This window comes from Pseudomonas sp. NPDC089918 (assembly GCF_050280605.1).
GTDB lineage: Bacteria > Pseudomonadota > Gammaproteobacteria > Pseudomonadales > Pseudomonadaceae > Aquipseudomonas.
Genome location: NZ_JBNNVP010000015.1, coordinates 18,656 through 39,098 on the forward strand (window position 1 = coordinate 18,656; position 20,443 = coordinate 39,098).

The following is a 20,443-nucleotide window of genomic DNA, read 5'->3' on the forward strand; positions in this document are numbered from 1 at the left end:
TGATTGGAGTGGTTATGGGTGATCGGCACGACTATGTGGCCCTCGAGTGGGTCAAAGGCGAGATTGCCGAAACGCTGAAACAGGCTCATCAGGCGATCGAAACCCTGATCGACGATCCACAGGCGACACACACGCTGAGTGAGTGTCTGGCCTGTGTCCATCAGGTTCACGGTAGCTTGCAGATGGTCGAGTTCTACGGCGCGGCCCTGCTCGCCGAAGAAATCGAGCAGTTGACCAGCGCCCTTCAGCAGAACCGCGTCAGCCATCGCGACGAGGCGATCCACCTGTTACTGCAAGCCCTGGGGCAATTGCCGACTTACCTCGACCGGGTGCAAGGCGCCCGTCGTGATTTACCGCTGGTGGTGTTGCCGCTGCTCAACGACCTGCGCAGCGCCCGTGGCGAAAGCCTGTTGTCGGAAACCAGCCTGTTCAGCCCGCAACTGCCGGAGCTGCTACCTCTGGGCCCAGAGGCCTTGGCGCTGCTGGAACCGTCCGACTTGCCGAATGTGCTGCGCAAATTGCGGCAAATGTTGCAGATGTCCCTGGTCGGTTTGTTGCGCGAGCAAGATGACGAAACCCACTTCGGTTATCTGGCCAAGGTGTTTGCGCGCCTCGAAGCGCTGTGCGACAACGCGCCCTTGAGCCCGTTATGGCAAGTCGCTTCAGCACTGGTCGAAGGCATGCATAATGGCTCGATCGCCAACAGCCCGGCGTTGCGCAGCTTGTTCAAGGATGCCGATAAAGAGCTCAAGCGTCTGCTCGAACAAGGCATGCCCGCAATCAATCAACCGGCACCACCGGAGCTGCTCAAGAGTTTGTTGTTCTATATTGCCAAGGCCGAACACCCCACCGGGCAGATGCTGACCATGAAAGATCGCTACTCACTTGACGATGCGCTACCCGACGGCGCGATGGTCGATGAAGAACGGGCAAGGCTGGCCGGCCCTGACCGCGACGCCATGCGTTCGGTATTGGCGGCGCTGTGCGAAGAGCTGGTGCGGGTCAAGGAGCGCCTGGACCTGTTCGTGCGCAGCGACCGTCAGCACACCTCGGACCTCGAAAGCCTGCTGGCGCCCCTGCGGCAAATCGCCGACACCCTGGCGGTGCTCGGTTTCGGCCAGCCACGCAAGGTCATCATCGATCAACTGGCAGTGGTGCTGAGCCTCGCTCAGGGCCAGCGTGAACCCAACGACGCGACCCTCATGGATGTCGCCGGGGCCTTGCTCTACGTCGAAGCGACCCTGGCCGGCATGGTCGGTACCGTGGAGCCGGAAAGCCAGGAAGACAGCCGTCTGCCGACCACTGATCTGACGCAGATCCATCAGATCGTGATCAAGGAAGCGCGCATTTGCCTGCAACAGGCCAAGGACATGATCGTCGACTACATCGACGCCGACTGGGACCGCCAGCATTTGCAACCCTTGCCGGCGTTGCTGACCCAGGTGCGCGGTGCGTTGGCGATGATTCCGTTGGCCCGCGCGGCGAGCCTGGTCGAGACCTGCAACGGCTTCATCCGCGAACATCTGCTGGTGGACCCGGGCCAGCCCGGCTGGCAGCAACTGGACAGTCTGGCCGACGTCATCACCAGCATCGAATATTACCTGGAGCGCCTCAGCGACGACCCCGAAGCACCGGGGGAACACCTGCTCGACGTCGCGGAAAAAGGCCTGGCCTCGCTCGGCTTCTTCCCCATTGAACAGCAGGTGCCGACACTCAAGGATGTGCTCAGCCCCAGTGAAGCCCTGGTCATGCAGGACATGCAGGAACTGGACGACCCCGAAACCGTTCAGTCCCTGGCCGATGTGTTGGCCAGCCCGGTGTCGTCCGTCAACCCGCCAGCCCTGACCACGCCCGGTAGCCTGTTGCCGCCGCCCGCCGGTGAAGAGCCGGTGGACGATGAGCTGCGGGACGTCTTCCTCGAAGAGACTGACGAGGTGCTGGAAGTCCTCGAGGAGTATCTGCCGCGCTGGTCGGCCAGCCCCGACAGCACATCGGTCTTGAGTGAATTGCGCCGCGCCTTCCACACCCTCAAGGGCAGTGGCCGGATGGTCCGTGCGCTGGTGCTGGGTGAGTTGGCCTGGGCGGTGGAAAACCTGCTCAATCGCGTGCTGGAGCACAGCGTTGCACCTGGGCCTGCGGTGCAACAACTGGTGGGCGATGTGCTGAAGCTGCTGCCGGATCTGGTGGCCGAGTTCGCCGCCAACGCCCAGCGCCAGCGTAACGATGTCGATCAATTGGCCGCCCGCGCCCATGCCCTCGCCAAGGGTGATAAGCCGGTGTCCGATGAAGACGTGCAGGATGTCACGGCGCTCGATCCACTGTTGCTGGAGATCTTCCGCAACGAAGCCGAAACCCATTTGAGCAGCCTCAACCGCTTCCTCGACCAAGCCGCCGAGCATGTACCGCTTCAGGCCAGCGACGAGTTGCAGCGGGCGTTGCACACGCTCAAGGGCAGCGCCTCGATGGCCGGCGTGCTGCCGATTGCCGAGTTGGCGGCGTCGCTGGATGAATTGGCCCGGGAGTACAAGGCGCACCGGATTGCCCTCGACCTGGACGAAGTCGAGTTGTTGCTGGAAGCCGAAGGGCTATTCCGCCTTGGGCTGCGACAACTCAAGAGCGATCCGCTGGCTGAAATCCCCGACGCCCGCTCGCTGATCGAGCGAACCCAGGTATTGCTGGCCGAGCGTCTGCAAAGCCTGTTGAGCACGCCCAATACCAAGCTGCGGATCAAGCGCGATCCGCAACTGATCAACAACTTCCTTGCCCAGGGCATGGACATCCTGCTGGACGCCGAAAGCCTGTTACTGCGCTGGCAGCAGCATCCCGGCGAGCGGCAGGAACTCAGCGCGCTGCTCGACGAACTGACCACCCTCGGCGAAGGCGCGCACCTGGCCGATCTGCATCCGGTGGATGAACTCTGCGAAGCTTTGCTCGATCTTTATGGCGCTGTGGAAGAAAGCAGCCTGGCGGTCAGCGACAGGTTTTTTCATGAGGCACAAAGTGCCCATGAAGCGCTGATCAACATGCTCGACGAACTGGCCGCCGGCCAGGAAGTCACTGCGCAACCGCAGCGGGTGCGTGCCTTGCGCGGCTTGCTCGATGAGAGTCTCGACCCATCCTCCATGGGCCTGATCCGCAGTGACGGCAGCCGCACCCTGAGCATCCGCGAACTGGGCAGCGCCACCGCCGAGCTGGAGCAGAGCGCGACGCAGGTGGAGCTGGACGACGAAATCGTTTCGATCTTCCTTGAAGAGGCGGTGGATATCCTCGAAAGCGCTGGCCAGGCTTTGCAGCGCTGGCTGAGTGACCCGGACAACGGCGCGCCGCTGTCGTCCTTGCAGCGCGATTTGCACACCCTCAAGGGCGGTGCACGGATGGCCGAGGTCGAGCCGGTCGGCGATCTGGCCCATGAACTGGAAAGCCTTTACGAAGGCCTGGTGGACCGCCGTTACAGTCACAGCGAAGCGCTGGCGCAGTTGCTGCAACAGAGCCATGACCGACTGGCCGCGTTCCTTGATCAGTTGCAGCACAACCGTCCGTTGGGTGATCCGGGTGAGTTGATCCAAGCCATTCGTGAGTTTCGCCAGGGCAATGCCGGCAGCGCCGAGGCGATCGAACCAGCGGTCAGCCATGACTCGGCGGGTCATGATTCCGAGCTTCTGGAGATCTTCCTCGAGGAAGGTTTCGACATCATTGAAAACTCCGGTGCGGCGCTGTTGCGCTGGCAGGCCGAGCCGTCGAATCGCCAGGAAATGGAAACCCTGCTGCGCGACTTGCACACCCTCAAGGGTGGCGCGCGGATGGTGGAGATTGTGCCGATTGGCGACCTGGCCCATGAACTGGAATTTCTCTACGAAGGCTTGTCGGCTGGCGTGCTGCAACCCACCGCCGAGCTATTCTCGCTGTTGCAACGCAGCCATGACCGACTGGCGCAGATGCTCGACGCCACCCGTGCCGGTCAGCCATTGCCGCCGGCCGATCGGCTGATCGATGCGATCAAGAATTTCAGCCATCCGGCAGTGCCCGAAACATCGGCACCCGTGACGCTGCCCGTAGCGCCCAAAGCCGAGCCAACCGCGCTGCAACCGGAAGGCACCGACACGGTCAAGGTCTCGGCGGAATTGCTCGATGACCTGGTCAATCTGGCCGGGGAAACTTCAATCTTCCGTGGCCGCATCGAACAACAGGTCAACGATGCACGGGTGGCCCTGAGCGAGATGGAAACCACCATCGAGCGCATGCGCGACCAGTTGCGCCGCCTCGATACCGAAACCCAGGGGCGGATCCTCAGCCGTCAGCAAGTCGATGCCGAACGCCTGGGGTACGAAGAATTCGACCCATTGGAGATGGACCGTCACTCGCAGCTGCAACAGTTGTCGAGGGCGCTGTTCGAGTCTGCCTCCGACCTGCTTGACCTCAAGGAAACCCTCGAGCGGCGCAATCACGACGCGGAAAACCTGCTGCAACAGCAGGGCCGCATCAACACCGAATTGCAGGAAGGCCTGATGCGTACGCGCATGGTGCCGTTCGAGCGAATGCTGCCGCGTTTGAAACGCATCGTTCGGCAGGTCGCCAGCGAACTGGGCAAGGACGTGGACTTCGTCGTCGGCAACGCCGAAGGCGAGATGGACCGCAACGTCCTCGAACGCATGGCTGCGCCCCTGGAACACATGCTGCGCAATGCCGTCGACCATGGGCTGGAATCGGCCGAGGTGCGTATCGCGGCGGGTAAACCGGCTCAGGGCAAGATCACCCTCGACCTGTCGCGAGAGGGTGGCGACATCATTTTCGACATCCGCGACGACGGTGCCGGCGTGCCTTTGGAGGCCGTGCGGCGCAAGGCGATCAAGCGCGGGTTGCTCGACCCGGACAGCGACATCAGCGACCGCGACGTGCTGCAATTCATCCTGCAACCGGGGTTCTCCACAGCCGAGAAAATCACTCAGATCTCCGGGCGTGGCGTCGGCATGGATGTGGTTCACGAAGAAGTCCGGCAGCTCGGCGGTAGTATGACCATCGACTCTGTGCCGGGGCAGGGCGTGCATTTCCGGATTCGCCTGCCGTTCACCGTGTCGGTCAACCGTGCGCTGATGGTGCAGTGCGGGGAGGATCAATACGCGATCCCGCTGAACACCATCGACGGCATCGTGCGTGTATTGCCCAACGAACTCGAAGGGCATTACCGGCTCGATCCGCCGACCTACGAATACGCCGGGCAACGTTACGAGTTGTGCTATCTCGGTGAACTGCTGAAAACCAGCACCCGCCCGAAACTGCTGGGCCAGTGCCTGCCGTTACCGGTGTTGCTGGTGCAATGCAACGAGCGACATGTCGCGGTGCAAGTGGATGCCATGGCCGGCACCCGGGAAATCGTGGTCAAAAGCCTTGGCCCGCAGTTCGCCGCGGTGCAGGGTTTGTCCGGGGCGACGATTCTCGGTGATGGCCGTGTGGTACTGATTCTCGACTTGCTGGCGCCGATCCGCGCCATGCAGGCACAGGTGCCGAAGCGGCCTGTGACTCAAGACGTAGAGCCCGAGCCGCAACGGCCGTTGCTGGTGCTGGTGGTCGACGATTCGGTCACCGTGCGCAAGGTCACCAGCCGTTTGCTGGAACGCCACGGCATGAACGTGCTGATCGCCAAGGACGGTGTCGACGCGATGTTGCTGCTCGAAGAACACATGCCCGACCTGATGCTGCTGGACATCGAAATGCCGCGCATGGACGGCTTCGAAGTGGCGACCCAGGTGCGCGCCGACGAACGCTTGCGGCATCTGCCGATCATCATGATCACCTCCCGCACCGGCCAGAAACACCGCGACCGCGCCATGGCCATCGGCGTCAACGACTACCTCGGCAAGCCATACCAGGAATCGGTGCTGCTCGACAGCATCGCCCGGTGGAGCAAAACCCATGTATGAACACCGCTCCAGCAACCTCACAGGGCTTTTATTGCCCTTGGCGGATCGCAACCTGATCCTGCCCAACGTCGCCGTCGCCGAACTCATCGACTATCAGCCGGGGGCTTTCGATCTCGATACACCGCCGTGGTACCTGGGGAGGGTGACGTGGCGGGAACGGCAGATTCCGTTGCTCAGTTTTGAGTCGGCGTGTGGCAACAAAGTGGTGATCGGTGAGCGAGCGCGGATCGTCATCCTCAACGCCCTCGGCGGGCGGCCTGAGCTGAAGTTCATTGCACTGCTGGTGCAGGGGATTCCGCGGTCTTACAAGCTGGATAGCCAGTTGAGCTATGTGGATGTGCCGTTGTGTTCGCTGGAACAGGCGGCGGTGCAGGTGGGGGAGCAAGTGGCCAAGGTGCCGGATTTGTTGGCGTTGGAAGAGTTGCTTGTTACAGCAGGGTTAGCCCATTGATCGTTCCCACGCTCCGCGTGGGAACGCCTCAACGGACGCTCCGCGTTCGGCTTTTTGGGACGCAGAGCGTCCCGGGCTGCATTCCCACGCAGAGCGTGGGAACGATCAGGTTTCTGCGTTAAACCCCAGCCCGAGCCTTCATCTGCAACGACTCATGATGATCCAGCACTCGCTCCACCAACAACTGCACGCCATCTGCCAAACGGCTGAGCGCCAAGGCTACAGAGCGGCGTGAGCCTTCCACATCGTCCGCCAGATCGGCAGCAATGGCGCTGATGGACAGCAGGTCTTCGGAGGCATTGGCCAGAAGGGCTTCAGTGTCGATATCGGGGGCGACGGTGAAGAGCTGGGATTTACGGCGTTTGGCCGGTTTTTCGTGGGGTGACGGGAAGTAATGGGAGAAGGCGCGGTCAGCGGCTTCCTTCATTTTTTCTGCATCGAGGGATGCTTGGGAATCGGTCCCGGATTCTGGCGGGTTGGGAGTAGCTTTGAACATTGTGCATCTCCAGTAATGAGTTTCAGCTGCTCCATCGGTTCCAAGCGAAGGGGTGGCAGCTGTACGCAGGTTGGAACCCGAGGTGGAGAAAACCCGGCAGACCCGAAGGTCTCCCGCGTACAGCCGCCATAACGGAGTGCACACATTAAAGGTGCGCAAGCATACGTCATGAGGGGCGCTTTTGCGCCTTCTACACCTCGGGGTTCCAAGCCCGGTCGCTGGATTGGCAGCGACACACAAACGATAAAGATCAACGCAAAACCGCACCAGTCAGCGGGTTCCGGCATTGCTGTAGGCAGCGACGCCAGACTGCGTAGCCTCACACCATTCCTGAGGACAAACTTTTAAACACAAAACCCCAAGCGGTCGGACCCTGTGGCGAGGGGGCTTGCTCCCGCTGGGTTGCGAAGCAGCCCCAAAACCTGCAACCGGGGTGTATCAGGTACACCGAGAACAATGGTTTACGCTGCGCAAGGTTGAAGATTCCCAAAAAGGGACCTATCGTTCCTTTTTTGGGACTTATCGGTCGTTGCCGTGAAAAACCTGTCACTAAGTGAAGCCTTGTTCACCACCACCCAGCAAAAAGTGCTCGGCCTGCTGTTTGGTAAACCCGACCAAAGCTTTTACGCCAACGAGATCGCCCGCTGGGCTCAAGTGGGTAAAGGCAGCCTCATGCGCGAGCTGGATCGGTTGCAGCGGGCAGGCGTGCTGACCATGACCCGTCAGGGCAACCAGACCCACTATCAAGCCAATCCCGACTGCCCGATCTATGCCGAACTGCTGGGCATCGCCCGCAAAACCTTCGGCATTGCCGAGCCTCTGCGTCAGGCGCTCCAACCCTTTGCCGAACAGATCACTTGGGCATTTGTATACGGCTCTATCGCCAAGGATCAGGCAAACGCATCCAGTGACATTGATCTCATGCTGATCGGCGAGGGCCTGCACTACAGTGAAGTGATGGAGCGGCTCATGCCGATGGAGGAGCTGTTGGGCCGCGTCCTCAACCCGACGCTCTACACCCCCGACGACTGGGCCGCCAAACTGGTGGCTGAAAATAGTTTTGTCGTGCGGGTAGCGCAGCAGGACAAGATCAATCTGATGGGGGGAAACCCTTTGGAGTCCAAGGATGGGCAGCAACGAGAACCTGGAAAACCTGTTACGTAGCGGTGGACTGAAAGCTGAGCCGCCGGATCGCAAGGAATGCGAAGGACTGATGCGTTCGGCTGTGGACCGATTGAAAGACGCGCAAACGTCTTCGCTTTCCTTCGCGAGTCGTTTCGACCTGGCTTACAACGCTGCCCATGCCCTTGCACTGACGGCTCTTCGCTTGTGCGGCTACCGTTCAGACAAGCGATATCTGGTGTTTCAGTGCCTGGTTCATACCGCTGATATTGGCAAAGTACAGGTTCGGCTATTCGCCCTGTGTCATGAGCGACGAAACCTGGCGGAGTACGAAGGCTATATGGATGAAGATCCGGCGTTGTTGGCGCAGCTATTGGAAAGTGCTGAACAGCTCCTGATTCGAGTGCAGGAACAGATGGCGTCCTTCAGTTCATCGCGGACCTGATCGTTCCCACGCTCTGCGTGGGAATGCAGCCCGGGACGCTCCGCGTCCCATTCGAGAGCTGGAACGCGGAGCGTCCCTTGAGGCATTCCTTTGCTGCGCGTGGGAACGATCGGGACGGTGTTCGATCATTACGGTCAGCGTAACGATCCGTCCCTCTGCTTGATTGATGCCCCCCGCCCAACGCTCCTAAGGTGACTCCCACGACAGCGAACCCGTGGAGTGGTCATGACAACAACAATATCCCCCGACTCGCGATGGACGCGGCGGCGCAGCGAAAAGCAGCGGCGCCTCGAATTGGTGAAGGGGCTTGCCGACGGTGTGGTGTTGCCCACCGACAAGATCATTGCGGCGCTGGAGGCGTTGATTCTGCCCGGCGACCGTGTGGTGCTGGAGGGTAATAACCAGAAGCAGGCGGATTTCCTTTCCCGCTCCCTGGCCAAGGCCGATCCGGGCAAGCTGCATGACTTGCACATGATCATGCCCAGCGTCGGGCGTTCCGAGCACCTGGACCTGTTCGAGCGCGGCATTGCCCGCAAGCTCGACTTCTCTTTTGCCGGCACCCAAAGCCTGCGCATCAGTCAGTTGCTCGAAGACGGCCTGCTGGAAATCGGCGCGATCCACACCTACATCGAGCTCTATGCGCGGCTGGTGGTCGACTTGATCCCCAACGTCGTGCTCTCGGCCGGTTTCATGGCCGACCGCGCCGGCAACATCTACACCGGCCCGAGCACCGAAGACACCCCTGCATTGATTGAACCGGCCGCCTTCAGCGATGGCATCGTCATCGTCCAGGTCAACCAATTGGTGGACGACGTCAGCGAACTGCCCCGTGTCGACATTCCCGCGTCCTGGGTCGATTTCGTCGTGGTGGCTGACAAACCGTTCTACATCGAACCGCTGTTCACCCGCGACCCACGCCACATCAAGCCTGTGCACGTGTTGATGGCGATGATGGCGATCCGCGGGATCTACGAAAAACACAACGTTCAGTCGCTCAACCACGGCATCGGTTTCAACACCGCCGCCATCGAACTGATCCTGCCGACCTACGGCGAATCCCTCGGTTTGAAGGGCAAGATCTGCCGCAACTGGACCCTCAATCCTCACCCAACCCTGATCCCGGCCATCGAAAGCGGCTGGGTCGAAAGCGTGCATTGTTTCGGCACCGAACTGGGCATGGAAAACTACATTGCCGCCCGCCCTGACGTGTTCTTCACCGGCCGCGACGGTTCACTGCGTTCCAATCGGATGTTCTGCCAGTTGGCCGGGCAGTACGCGGTGGACCTGTTCATTGGCGCAACCCTGCAAGTCGACGGCGACGGTCATTCCTCCACTGTGACGCGCGGTCGCCTGGCCGGTTTCGGTGGTGCGCCGAACATGGGCCACGACCCGCGCGGTCGCCGTCACGGCACGCCGGCCTGGCTCGACATGCGTCACGACGACGCGCCCGAAGCGCTGCTGGAGCGCGGTAAAAAACTTGTGGTGCAAATGGTCGAGACCTTCCAGGAGGGCGGCAAACCGACCTTCGTCGAAACCCTCGACGCGGTGGAAGTGGCGAAGAAAAGCGGCATGCCGCTGGCGCCGATCATGATCTACGGCGACGACGTCACCCATCTGTTGACCGAGGAAGGCATCGCCTATTTGTACAAGGCCCGTTCCCTCGAAGAGCGTCAGGCGATGATCGCTGCCGTCGCTGGCGTGACCGCCATCGGCCTGCGCCACAACCCGAAAGACACCGCCCGCATGCGCCGCGAAGGCCTGATCGCTTTGCCCGAAGACCTCGGCATCCGCCGCACCGACGCCACCCGTGAGTTGCTCGCAGCGAAAAGCGTGGCCGATCTGGTGGAGTGGTCCGGTGGCCTCTACAACCCGCCCGCCAAGTTCAGGAGCTGGTAATGCACGCATTCAACCTGCAACCGAAACCTTTAACCCTGACTGAGCGGCTGGCGGACCTGGCGGTGGACGCTCTGATCGATGAAGCCGATCTGTCGCCGAAACCGGCGCTGGTGGATCGTCGCGGCAATGGCGCGCACACCGATTTACACCTGAACCTGATGCACGCCTCGGCGCTGTCGTTGTGGCCGGCGTTCAAGGCAATGGCGGACGCGGCCGGCGAATTTGGCGAAGTCGGTTTACCCCTGCGCGAAGCCCTTGGGCGGATTGGCCGCGACGGTGAACAAACGATGCTCGCCACCACCGACGGCGTGAATACTCATCGTGGGGCGATCTGGGCGTTGGGGCTGTTGGTAGCCGCCGCTGCGCTGGAACCTGAATCCAGCACCGCCAGCGGCATCACGTTGCGCGCCGCACGCCTGGCCTTGCTCGATGACCGCTACGCCCCGCGTCCCCTAAGCCATGGCGCTCAAGTGGCCCAACGTTATGGCGCTCGCGGTGCCCGTGAAGAAGCACAGCTTGGTTTCCCGGCCGTGCTGCAACGTGGCCTGCCGCAACTCAAGCGCAGCCGCGCCGCCGGCCATGGCGAACAGAACGCCCGGCTCGATGCCTTGCTGGCGATCATGACGACATTGGCCGACACCTGCGTGCTCTACCGCGCAGGCGAAACCGGCCTGCAGACCATGCAACTCGGTGCCCAAGCAGTGCTCGACGCCGGCGGCAGTGCGAGCCTGGCCGGTCGCCGCCGTTTGCATGAGCTGGACCAACAATTAATCGCGTTGAATGCCTCGCCCGGCGGCGCTGCGGACTTGCTCGCAGCCTGCCTGTTTATCGACCGCATCGAGTCGGGCGCCGGCGTCCTCCAGGGAGCGTTTTGATGGAAACCTTATCCTTTGAATTCCCCGCCGGGCAGCCGCCACGGGGCAGGGCGCTGGTGGGCTGCGTGGGCTCGGGCGATCTGGAAGTGCTGATCGAACCGGGGCTGGCCGGCAAGCTGACGATCCAGGTGCAGACCTCGGTCAACGGCAGCGAACAACGCTGGCAGCATCTGTTTGCGCGGATGTTTGACGGCCAGACACCACCCGCGATGGCGATCGATATCCACGATTTCGGCGCCACTCCCGGCGTGGTGCGCTTGCGCCTGGAACAAGGCTTCGAGGAGATCAGCCATGACTGACAGCGCAGCGCTTCTCAACAAACATAGCTTCGTCGAACTCGGCGCCCGGCAACGAGCGAAAGCCTTGCTCGACACAGGTACTTTCCGTGAACTGCTCGACCCGTTTCAGCGCGTCATGTCGCCATGGCTGTCGCGCCAGGGCGTGGTGCCGCAAGCCGATGACGGCGTGGTGATCGCCAAGGGCAGCCTCGGCGGTTTGCCGGTGGTGATCGCTGCCATCGAAGGCGCGTTTCAGGGCGGCAGCCTCGGTGAAGTCGGCGGGGCGAAAATTGCCGGTGCGCTGGAATTGGCCGCCGAGGACAACCGCAAAGGCATTCCCACTCGCGCCGTGCTGCTGCTGGAAACCGGTGGCGTGCGTTTGCAGGAGGCCAATCTCGGGTTGGCGGCGATTGCCGATATTCATGCAGCGATTGTCGATCTGCGCCAGTACCAGCCGGTAGTCGGCGTGGTCGCCGGCAGTGTCGGCTGTTTTGGCGGCATGTCGATTGCCGCCGGGTTGTGCAGCTATTTGCTGGTGACTCAGGAAGCGCGCCTTGGCCTCAACGGCCCTCAGGTGATCGAACAGGAAGCCGGGCTTGAGGAATACGATTCCCGTGACCGACCGTTTATCTGGAGCCTGACCGGAGGCGAGCAACGTTTCGCCAGTGGCTTGGTGGATCGCTACGTGGCTGACGACGTGGCGCAGATTCAGCAGCAGGTTAGCGAATTGCTCCAGCAGGGTTTGCCGGCGCAGCAACGTAGCCGCCAGGCCGAATGGTTTCTGCAACGGCTGGCGCGTCTGGACGCCGAACCGCAAATCGAGCCGGCGACGGTTCGCGATCTGTATCAAGGAGAGCGCTCATGAGTTCGTATTCCCTGAGAGGCTTGAACTGGTTCAACGCCTTGAGTGCCGGCGCGAAATCGGTCGCGGGTTTGCCGGCGTCGTTGAAAGTCGCCGATGGTTTATTGGGCGATCTAGCTGTGCGGTTTATCGCAGTGGTGGCCGATCCCGACAACCGTTTCGTCCGCGCCCGCAATGGCGAGGTCGGTTTGCTGGAAGGCTGGGGCCTGGCCAAAGCGGTGGATGACGTCATTGCCGCGGATAACGACAAACCTCAAAAACGCACCTTGATCGCCATTGTCGATGTGCCGAGCCAGGCTTATGGCCGACGCGAAGAAGCCCTCGGCATTCATCAAGCCCTGGCCGGTGCGGCGGACAGTTATTCCCGCGCCCGACTGGCCGGGCACGCAGTGATTGGTTTACTGGTGGGCAAGGCTATGTCCGGGGCGTTTCTCGCTCATGGGTATCAGGCCAACCGGCTGATCGCATTGCGCGATCCGGGCGTGATGGTGCATGCGATGGGCAAGGCGTCGGCTGCGCGGGTGACGTTGCGCAGTGTCGAAGAACTTGAAGCCTTGGCCGCCAGCGTGCCGCCGATGGCCTATGACATCGACAGCTTTGCCAGCCTGGGTTTGCTTTGGGAAACCTTGTCGGTGGATCAGATCGAACAACCGACGACGGCGGATCTGGCGCGGGTGAACGAGTGTCTGGTTCAGGCGATTGAAAATGTCGGGGCTGGTCGTCGCGATTTGAGCAGCCGCTTGGGGGCGCCCAACCGTGGCGCGTCGAGCAAGGTTCGCCAACTGCTGAGAGAGCAGTGGTGAATACGTTTCTGGCCCACGACCTGCTTTGGGGAATGACCTCGGAGCAGTTGCCTGCGGATGCGCCTGCGTGGGTGATCGAGTCGATCAGCGCGGGTCAGCCAGTGGTGGTTCGGCGTGCGATGACTGCGCCGGATCAAATCGCGGTCGGCGTGCGCGGACGCTTGCGTGAGCAGCGTTATGCAACGTCGATGGCGATCACGGCGATTGCACGTCGGGTAAGGCCGGAAGAGCTGTGTCATGTCGAGGCGACTCGGGACCTGCGGGCCCTGCGAGCGCTGGCGCAATTGCGACCAATGCTCGACGCCTGCGGTTGGGTGTGGGGTGTCAGCGGCAGCGCCGGGTTTGAATTGGCCAGTGGTTTTGCGGCGTTGCATGAGCGCAGCGATCTGGACTTGATCCTGCGTACACCGCAACTGCTGGGCCGTACTCAAGCGCAGGAATTGGTGACGCTTCTCGGCGCCGCTGAGTGTCTGGTGGACATGCAATTGCAGACACCTTACGGCGCTGTGGCCTTGCGTGAATGGGCCGGCCCGTCGCAACGTGTGCTGCTCAAAAACACTCAGGTCGCCTGCCTGGTCACCGATCCCTGGAACCCGCAGGAGCAAGCAGCGTGAGCAGTTTGCTGGTGTTCCCCGGCCAAGGCGCGCAGCAACCGGGCATGCTCCATCGTTTGCCTCGGGAAACGCTGATCGAGGCGAGCGAGGTGCTGGGTGAAGATGTTTTGTTGCACGATTCTGCCGAGGCGTTGCAGTCGACGAGGGCGGTTCAGTTATGCCTGCTGATCGCCGGAGTCGCCGCTTCACGTCAGTTGTCATTGAGCGCGGATTACGTGGCTGGATTGTCCATCGGCGCCTATCCGGCGGCGGTGGTCGCCGGCGCCTTGAGCTTCAGCGATGCGCTGCATCTGGTCAGCCTGCGCGGTGAGTTGATGCAGCAGGCTTATCCTCAGGGCTATGGCATGACCGCGATCATCGGTCTGGATCTGGCGACGGTGGAAGGTTTGCTGGCGCAGGTTCACAGCGTAGATACACCGGTTTACCTCGCCAACATCAACGCTGATACCCAGGTAGTCATTGCTGGCAGCGACGAGGCGATGAAAGCGGTTGCCGAGTTGGCGAAGGGGCGTGGCGCCGGTCTGGCCAAGCGTCTGGCGGTCAGCGTGCCGTCCCATTGCCCGCTGCTGGAAGCCCCGGCAAAAATCCTGGCCGAAGCCTTCGCCAAGGTGCAATTGAAAACGCCGACCCTGGGTTATCTCAGCGGCAGCCGCGCACGGCCTGTCACCCATACCGACGCCCTGCGTGACGACCTGGCGTTCAACATGTGCCGCGTGGTGGATTGGCGCGGCACGGTACAAAGCGCTTATGAGCGTGGCGTACGTCTACAGATCGAACTGCCGCCCGGTGCGGTGTTGACCGGGCTGGCGCGCCGGGTGTTCGAGCAGGGTACCGTGATTGCCTTCGACGGTGCGCGGCTCGATACCTTGCAGGCGCTGTTGCGTGAGGAGGGAAGACGCCAACCCTAGACCACCGACTCAGGCTGCGAACTACAAGAACAACAAATCCGACGATGCACTTTGAGGACTACAACAATGATTATTTACGGTGTGGCGCTGTTGGCGATCTGTACGCTGGCAGGGGTGATCATGGGTGACATGCTCGGCGCATTGCTGGGCGTGAAATCCAACGTCGGCGGGGTCGGGATCGCGATGATCCTGCTGATTTGCGCGCGGTTGTGGATGCAAAAACGCGGCGGCATGACCAAGGACTGCGAGATGGGCGTCGGCTTTTGGGGCGCCATGTACATTCCGGTGGTGGTGGCGATGGCCGCGCAACAGAACGTCGTTACCGCCTTGCACGGCGGGCCGGTGGCGGTGCTGGCGGCGATCGGTTCGGTGGTGCTCTGCGGCTGCACCATTGCGCTGATCAGCCGGACCCACAAAGGCGAGCCCTTGCCCGATGAACCGGCGGACATAACGTCGGTTGGCGCACCGGCAGGAGGTCGCTGATATGTGGGATCTCATCGAGAAAGGTCTGGAACATAACGGTCTGATCACGGCATTCGCGTTCGTTGGCGTGATCATGTGGGTGTCGGTGGTGTTGTCCAAACGCCTGACCTTCGGGCGAATTCACGGTTCGGCGATTGCCATCGTCATCGGCCTGGTGCTGGCCTGGGTCGGCGGCACCATGACCGGCGGGCAAAAAGGCCTGGCGGATTTGTCACTGTTTTCCGGCATTGGTTTGATGGGCGGCGCGATGCTGCGGGACTTCGCCATTGTCGCCACGGCGTTTGAGGTGCAGGCCACGGAAGCGAAAAAGGCCGGGATGATTGGCGTCATCGCGCTGCTGCTGGGCACGATTCTGCCGTTCATTGTCGGGGCGAGCATGGCCTGGGTGTTCGGTTATCGCGATGCGATCAGCATGACCACCATTGGCGCGGGCGCGGTGACGTACATCGTCGGGCCAGTGACCGGGGCCGCGATTGGTGCCACGTCCGACGTGATGGCGTTGTCGATTGCCACCGGGCTGATCAAGGCGATTCTGGTGATGGTCGGCACACCGATGGCGGCGCGCTGGATGGGGCTGGATAACCCGCGCTCGGCGATGGTGTTTGGCGGCCTGGCCGGGACGGTGAGTGGGGTGACCGCAGGGTTGGCGGCGACGGATCGGCGGCTGGTGCCGTATGGCGCGTTGACCGCGACGTTCCACACCGGGCTTGGGTGCTTGCTTGGGCCTTCGTTGCTGTACTTCATTGTTCGCGGGATTGTCGGCTGACTGATCGTTCCCACGCGCAGCAAAGGAATGCAGCCCGGGACGCTCCGCGTCCCAAAGCGGACGCAGAGCGTCCATTGAGACATTCCCACGCAGAGCGTGGGAACGATCATTGGGTGGCCTGCCGATTGGCATACATCCGGCACTCTGCCAACAGCGCCAGCAAATTCGGGTCACGCTCCTTGGCCTTCAGAAACACCACCCCGATGTGCTGCTGTAACCGATACTTTTGCTGCAATGGAATCAGCTTCACCCGGTTCTCATACACCGCCGCAATCCTTCCCGGCAGCAACGCATAACCCACCCCCGAGCTGACCATGCTCAGCAGGGTGAAGATGTCGTTGACCTGCATCGCCACCTTCGGCTCGAACCCCGCCTGCTTGAACACCCGAATACCGTCCTGGTGCGTGGCGAAGCCTTGGGTCAAGGTGATGAATGTCTCGTCGCGCACCTCGGCCAGATCGACTTCGGTCCGCTGGGCAAAGGGCGAATCAGCTGGGGTGGCGAGGAAGATGTCATCGGAAAACAACGGAATCTGCTCGCAGTCCGGGTCATTCACGCTGTCATCCAGCGACACCAGGATCGCGTCGACTTCCATGTTCTTGAGCTTGTATAGCAGGTCAATGTTCGAGCCCAGGATCAGGTCGATATTGAGTTCGCTGCGGCGAATCTTCAGGCCCATGATCAGCTGCGGCACGGTCTTCACCGTCAACGAATACAGTGACCCTAGCTTGAAACGCTCAGCCGAGAACCCGGCAGCTTCGCGGGTCAGGCGCACGCTTTCGAGCACGTCCTGAATCAGCTTCTGCGCCCGTTCTTCCAGCACATAAGCGCTTTCGAGTGGGGTCAGGTTGCGGCCTTCGTGTTTGAATAGCGGGCAACGCAGGGCGCTTTCCAGAGAGTGGATGGCGCGGTGCACGCTGACGTTGCTGGTTTGTAACTCGGCGGCGGCGCGGGTCAGGTTGCCGGTGCGCATGAAGGCCAGGAACACCTCGAGTTTTTTCAGGGTCAACTCTTCATCGATCAGCATGGGCCAGACTCTTATTCGAATCGTTCGATTGTGCCCAATTGGCTGAGGTTTGGCTCGAAGGCTTTTTGTAGGAGCTGCCGAAGGCTGCGATCTTTTGATCTTTGGCATCCTAAGATCAAGATCAAAAGATCGCAGCCTCGTTTCACTCGACAGCTCCTACACAGCTCCTACACCGGTCTTACAGGGGCTTTGTGTTAATGAATTTTTAAGGTGAGCAACACATGTATCACGGGGAAAGATTGAACGCCTGGACGCATTTGGTCGGGGCGGTGGCGGCGCTTGTCGGGGGTGTGTGGCTGCTGGTGATCGCCAGTATGGACGGCAGTCCGTGGAAGATCGTCAGCGTGGCGATTTACGCGTTCACCTTGCTGGTGCTCTACAGCGCGTCGACCGTTTACCACAGCGTGCGCGGGCGCAAGAAAGCGATCATGCAGAAGGTCGATCACTTTTCGATCTACCTGCTGATTGCCGGCAGTTACACACCGTTCTGCCTGGTGACCCTGCGCGGGCCGTGGGGCTGGACGTTGTTCGGTATTGTCTGGGGGCTGGCTCTGATCGGCATCCTGCAAGAGATCAAACCCCGCTCGGAAGCGCGGATTCTGTCGATCGTGATTTACGCGGTGATGGGCTGGATCGTGCTGGTGGCGGTCAAGCCATTACTGGCGGCGCTGGGGCCCGTCGGCTTTACTTGGTTGGCATCGGGCGGGGTGCTGTACACCGTGGGGATTGTCTTTTTTGCGCTGGACAGCCGTTTGCGCCATGCCCACGGGGTCTGGCATCTGTTTGTGATTGCCGGGAGCTTGCTGCACTTTGTGGCGATTTTGTTTTATGTCCTTTGAGGCTGCTACGGGATCAAGCGATCCAGTTGCGCCTGCGCCCGTCGGCTGAACACCTGCAACAAGTCGCTCAAGGTGTGTGGCGGTGGTTCGTCGGCGCGGGTCACCGCGTACAGGGTGATCGGCAGCGCCGGCGCCAGGGGGCGAATCGCCGTGGTGGCGGGGGACGCGCCGAGCGCGGTGAAGGGGTCGATCACTGCTAGCCCGGCACCGGATTCAACCATCGCCCGCGCCAGCGAATAAGTCTGCACCGCGATGCGTACCCGGGGTGGCGGATCGACCGCCTCAAGGTAGCTGTCGAGTCTAGCGGCCAGCGGGTCGGCGCTGGACAAGCCAATCAGCGGCGCACCGGCCAGTTCGATCAACGGCAGCGGTTTACCGTGAGTGTCGTCGGCCCAAAAGCCCTTTGGCGCCAGCGCCACCAGCATCCCACAGGCCAGGGCCTGCGCCTTCAGGCCCGGATGATCGGGCAGTTGCAGCGTCAGGGCGACATCCACTTCGCGCATTAACAGGTTCTGCATCAGCTCGCGGCTGTGGGCGCTGGACAGTTCGCAGGCGATTTGCGGGTAGCGTTGCGTCCATTCGTTGATCGCCGGCGGCAGCAGCGACAAGGCCAGCGCCGGGATCGCGCCGATCCGTACACTGTGGCCCGGCTCGCGGCGCAGGCTCTGGGCCAGACGTCGCACGCCTTGCAGGCTTTCGGTGACCTTATCGACCTCGCGCTCAAGCTCCAGGGCTTCTGGCGTCGGCTGCAATTTACCGCGCACCCGCAGGAACAACGCAAAGCCCAGTTGCTGTTCGGCGTGTTGCAGCACTTTGCTCACCGCCGGCTGCGACACGTGCAGCAACTGGGCGGCGCCACTGACCGAACCGGTCTGGCGAATGGCCTGGAAAATCTCGATGTGTCGCAGTCGCATGGCAAGTCCATAACCTTTGTTTATGGGTCAGGCATCTTTATGCATTGTTCAACGGCTGTCACCTGGTCCTAAGCTGAGGGCACGTTTCAACAACGCTTAAGGACTGACATGGCTCAGCGGGTTTGCATCATCGGCGGCGGCGTCATCGGGCTGACAACGGCTTACGCACTGGTTCGCGACGGCATCGACGTGACGCTGATCGAGGCCCGGGATTCGTTTGCCAGCGAGACCAGTTTCGCCAACGGCGGCCAGCTGTCCTACCGCTATGTCGCGCCACTGGCCGATGCAGGCGTACCGTTGCAGGCGCTGGGCTGGATGTTGCGCGGTGACTCGCCGTTGAAGCTGCGCCCGCGCCTAGACCCGGCGCAATGGCGCTGGATGGCGGCCTTTCTGGCGGCCTGCCGGCGTTCGGTGAATCAGCGCAACGGCGCGCATCTGCTGCGCCTGGCGCTGCTGAGCCAGGCCACGCTGCAAGGCTGGCGCGACGAAGACCGCCTCGACGGTTTCGACTGGCGGCGCAACGGCAAATTGGTGACGTTTCGTGAAGCCGCGAGTTTCGAGCATGCGCGTCGAGGGCTGGCTGATCCACGACAGCAGCAGGTGTTGTCCCGGGTCGAGTGCGCACAGCTGGAGCCGGCGCTTGCCGATGCGCCGTTTGTGGGCGCGATCTACACGCCCGATGAAGAAGTCGCCGATTGCCATGCTTTCTGCCTGCAACTGGTGGCCCGGCTCAAGGCGTCGGGGCGTTGCGAGTTTTTGCCGGGGCGCACGGTCACCGGCATTCGCCACGGGGACGGCGTGGTGCAGGCCGTTGAAATGGGCGCGCAGGTATTGCCGGTTGAGCAATTGGTGATCGCTGCCGGTCATCGCAGCCCGGCGCTGGCGTTGCCGGGCACGAACTTGCCGCTGTATCCGCTCAAGGGCTACAGCCTGACCATGCCGATCCGCGCCGAACACCGCGCGCCGGAGCTGAGCATCACCGATTACAACCGCAAGATCGTTTACGCCCGCATCGGCGCACAACTGCGGGTGGCGGCGATGGTCGACATTGTCGGTTTCGACCCGGCACTCGATCCCAAGCGTCTGGCGCTGATCAAACGCCAGGCGCAGGAAACCTTGCCCAATGCCGGCGATTATGACGCCGCCATCGAATGGGCCGGCATGCGCCCGGCGACCCCCAGCGGCGTGCCGTTGATTGGCGCCACGGCGTACCGCAACCTCTGGCTCAACCTCGGCCATGGCGCCCTGGGTTTTACTTTGGCCTGCGGTAGCGCTCGGCTGCTGAGTGAGTTGATTGCCCGGCGCGCACCCTCGATCGAAATGCAGGGCCTCGCACCCCGCGTCGCCTGACTGGAAAAGGAAGAACCGATGAGCATCAAGCGTTTCAACAGCAACAATCGACTCTCTGGCGCCGTGACCTTTGGCGAACTGGTGTTTCTATCGGGCCAGGTGCCGGGTGACAGCACCGACGCTGCCGGCCAAACCGCAGAGGTACTGGCGAAGATCGATGGGTTGCTGGCCGAGGCTGGCAGCGACAAGGATCACTTGCTCAACGCGACCATTTACCTGAACGACATTGGCCGCGATTTCGCCGCCATGAACGAGGTCTGGTCACAATGGCTGTCGCCGGACAAGGCACCGACCCGCACCACGTTGCAGGCGCAACTGGCCCGTCCAGAGGTCCTGGTGGAAATCACCGTGATCGCCGCCCGCCGCTAATTCGATCTACCCACAACGGAGAATAAC

Annotated in this window: 19 protein-coding genes; 16 read left to right on the plus strand and 3 right to left on the minus strand. The window is 61.8% G+C overall.

The window, feature by feature from the left end; genetic code table 11:
* Positions 1–14 precede the first annotated feature (14 nt).
* Both ACQKPC_RS12995 and ACQKPC_RS13000 read left to right on the plus strand, forming a co-directional pair.
* On the plus strand, positions 15–5,918 hold the full coding sequence (locus ACQKPC_RS12995) for an Hpt domain-containing protein (RefSeq protein WP_427624960.1): 5,904 nt from the start codon (positions 15–17) through the stop codon (positions 5,916–5,918).
* The gene (locus tag ACQKPC_RS13000; protein ID WP_427624962.1) at positions 5,911–6,369 is read left to right on the plus strand and encodes a chemotaxis protein CheW; all 459 of its coding nucleotides are present in this window, start codon (positions 5,911–5,913) and stop codon (positions 6,367–6,369) included. The genes ACQKPC_RS12995 and ACQKPC_RS13000 overlap by 8 nt, the downstream gene beginning before the upstream one ends.
* 118 nt (positions 6,370–6,487) lie before the next feature.
* Here ACQKPC_RS13000 and ACQKPC_RS13005 read toward each other — a convergent pair whose 3' ends face one another.
* The gene (locus tag ACQKPC_RS13005) at positions 6,488–6,865 is read right to left on the minus strand and encodes a DUF6124 family protein (RefSeq protein WP_427624964.1); all 378 of its coding nucleotides are present in this window, start codon (positions 6,863–6,865) and stop codon (positions 6,488–6,490) included.
* A gap of 534 nt (positions 6,866–7,399) precedes the next feature.
* Between ACQKPC_RS13005 and ACQKPC_RS13010 the strand changes: the two genes are divergently transcribed.
* From ACQKPC_RS13010 to madM, 11 genes are all read left to right on the plus strand, one after another.
* Positions 7,400–8,029 (plus strand): nucleotidyltransferase domain-containing protein, encoded by a 630-nt coding sequence (locus ACQKPC_RS13010; RefSeq protein WP_427624966.1) that lies wholly within the window; start codon positions 7,400–7,402, stop codon positions 8,027–8,029.
* On the plus strand, positions 7,992–8,432 hold the full coding sequence (locus ACQKPC_RS13015; RefSeq protein WP_111452973.1) for a hypothetical protein: 441 nt from the start codon (positions 7,992–7,994) through the stop codon (positions 8,430–8,432). The genes ACQKPC_RS13010 and ACQKPC_RS13015 overlap by 38 nt, the downstream gene beginning before the upstream one ends.
* A gap of 225 nt (positions 8,433–8,657) precedes the next feature.
* Positions 8,658–10,328, plus strand: a complete 1,671-nt coding sequence (gene mdcA, locus ACQKPC_RS13020; RefSeq protein WP_427624968.1) for a malonate decarboxylase subunit alpha — start codon at positions 8,658–8,660, stop codon at positions 10,326–10,328.
* A complete protein-coding gene (locus ACQKPC_RS13025) occupies positions 10,328–11,203 on the plus strand; it encodes a triphosphoribosyl-dephospho-CoA synthase (RefSeq protein ID WP_427624969.1) in 876 nt (291 codons plus the stop codon). The genes mdcA and ACQKPC_RS13025 overlap by 1 nt, the downstream gene beginning before the upstream one ends.
* Entirely contained in the window at positions 11,203–11,502 is a 300-nt protein-coding gene (locus ACQKPC_RS13030) for a malonate decarboxylase subunit delta (protein WP_007897982.1), read from the plus strand. Before ACQKPC_RS13025 ends, ACQKPC_RS13030 begins: the two co-directional genes overlap by 1 nt.
* Positions 11,495–12,346: a biotin-independent malonate decarboxylase subunit beta gene (locus ACQKPC_RS13035; protein ID WP_427624972.1), complete on the plus strand. Its 852-nt coding sequence runs from the start codon at positions 11,495–11,497 to the stop codon at positions 12,344–12,346. Before ACQKPC_RS13030 ends, ACQKPC_RS13035 begins: the two co-directional genes overlap by 8 nt.
* Complete coding sequence (mdcE, locus tag ACQKPC_RS13040) at positions 12,343–13,146, plus strand: biotin-independent malonate decarboxylase subunit gamma (RefSeq protein WP_427624974.1); 804 nt, start codon at positions 12,343–12,345, stop codon at positions 13,144–13,146. The genes ACQKPC_RS13035 and mdcE overlap by 4 nt, the downstream gene beginning before the upstream one ends.
* Positions 13,140–13,760 carry a malonate decarboxylase holo-ACP synthase gene (locus tag ACQKPC_RS13045; RefSeq protein ID WP_427624975.1) on the plus strand — a complete coding sequence of 207 codons (621 nt, stop codon included), beginning with the start codon at positions 13,140–13,142 and terminating at the stop codon, positions 13,758–13,760. The genes mdcE and ACQKPC_RS13045 overlap by 7 nt, the downstream gene beginning before the upstream one ends.
* Entirely contained in the window at positions 13,757–14,668 is a 912-nt protein-coding gene (gene mdcH / locus ACQKPC_RS13050; RefSeq protein WP_427624976.1) for a malonate decarboxylase subunit epsilon, read from the plus strand. Before ACQKPC_RS13045 ends, mdcH begins: the two co-directional genes overlap by 4 nt.
* A 66-nt stretch (positions 14,669–14,734) precedes the next feature.
* A complete protein-coding gene (gene madL / locus ACQKPC_RS13055; protein WP_007897996.1) occupies positions 14,735–15,151 on the plus strand; it encodes a malonate transporter subunit MadL in 417 nt (138 codons plus the stop codon).
* Position 15,152: 1 nt separating this feature from the next.
* Positions 15,153–15,917 carry a malonate transporter subunit MadM gene (madM, locus tag ACQKPC_RS13060; protein WP_008007473.1) on the plus strand — a complete coding sequence of 255 codons (765 nt, stop codon included), beginning with the start codon at positions 15,153–15,155 and terminating at the stop codon, positions 15,915–15,917.
* Between the two features lie 106 nt (positions 15,918–16,023).
* Here the strand turns inward: madM and ACQKPC_RS13065 are convergent, their stop codons facing one another.
* Positions 16,024–16,944, minus strand: coding sequence for a LysR family transcriptional regulator (locus tag ACQKPC_RS13065; protein ID WP_427624978.1), 921 nt, complete (start codon positions 16,942–16,944; stop codon positions 16,024–16,026).
* 221 nt (positions 16,945–17,165) lie between these two features.
* Here ACQKPC_RS13065 and trhA point away from each other — a divergent pair, with 221 nt between their 5' ends.
* Positions 17,166–17,783: a PAQR family membrane homeostasis protein TrhA gene (trhA, locus tag ACQKPC_RS13070; protein WP_427624979.1), complete on the plus strand. Its 618-nt coding sequence runs from the start codon at positions 17,166–17,168 to the stop codon at positions 17,781–17,783.
* A 5-nt stretch (positions 17,784–17,788) separates the two neighbouring features.
* Here the strand turns inward: trhA and ACQKPC_RS13075 are convergent, their stop codons facing one another.
* On the minus strand, positions 17,789–18,697 hold the full coding sequence (locus ACQKPC_RS13075; RefSeq protein WP_427624980.1) for a LysR family transcriptional regulator: 909 nt from the start codon (positions 18,695–18,697) through the stop codon (positions 17,789–17,791).
* 108 nt (positions 18,698–18,805) lie between these two features.
* Between ACQKPC_RS13075 and ACQKPC_RS13080 the strand changes: the two genes are divergently transcribed.
* The gene (locus tag ACQKPC_RS13080) at positions 18,806–20,047 is read left to right on the plus strand and encodes a D-amino acid dehydrogenase (RefSeq protein ID WP_427624981.1); all 1,242 of its coding nucleotides are present in this window, start codon (positions 18,806–18,808) and stop codon (positions 20,045–20,047) included.
* Between the two features lie 18 nt (positions 20,048–20,065).
* Entirely contained in the window at positions 20,066–20,416 is a 351-nt protein-coding gene (locus ACQKPC_RS13085; RefSeq protein ID WP_427624982.1) for a RidA family protein, read from the plus strand.
* The last annotated feature ends 27 nt before the right edge of the window (positions 20,417–20,443 follow it).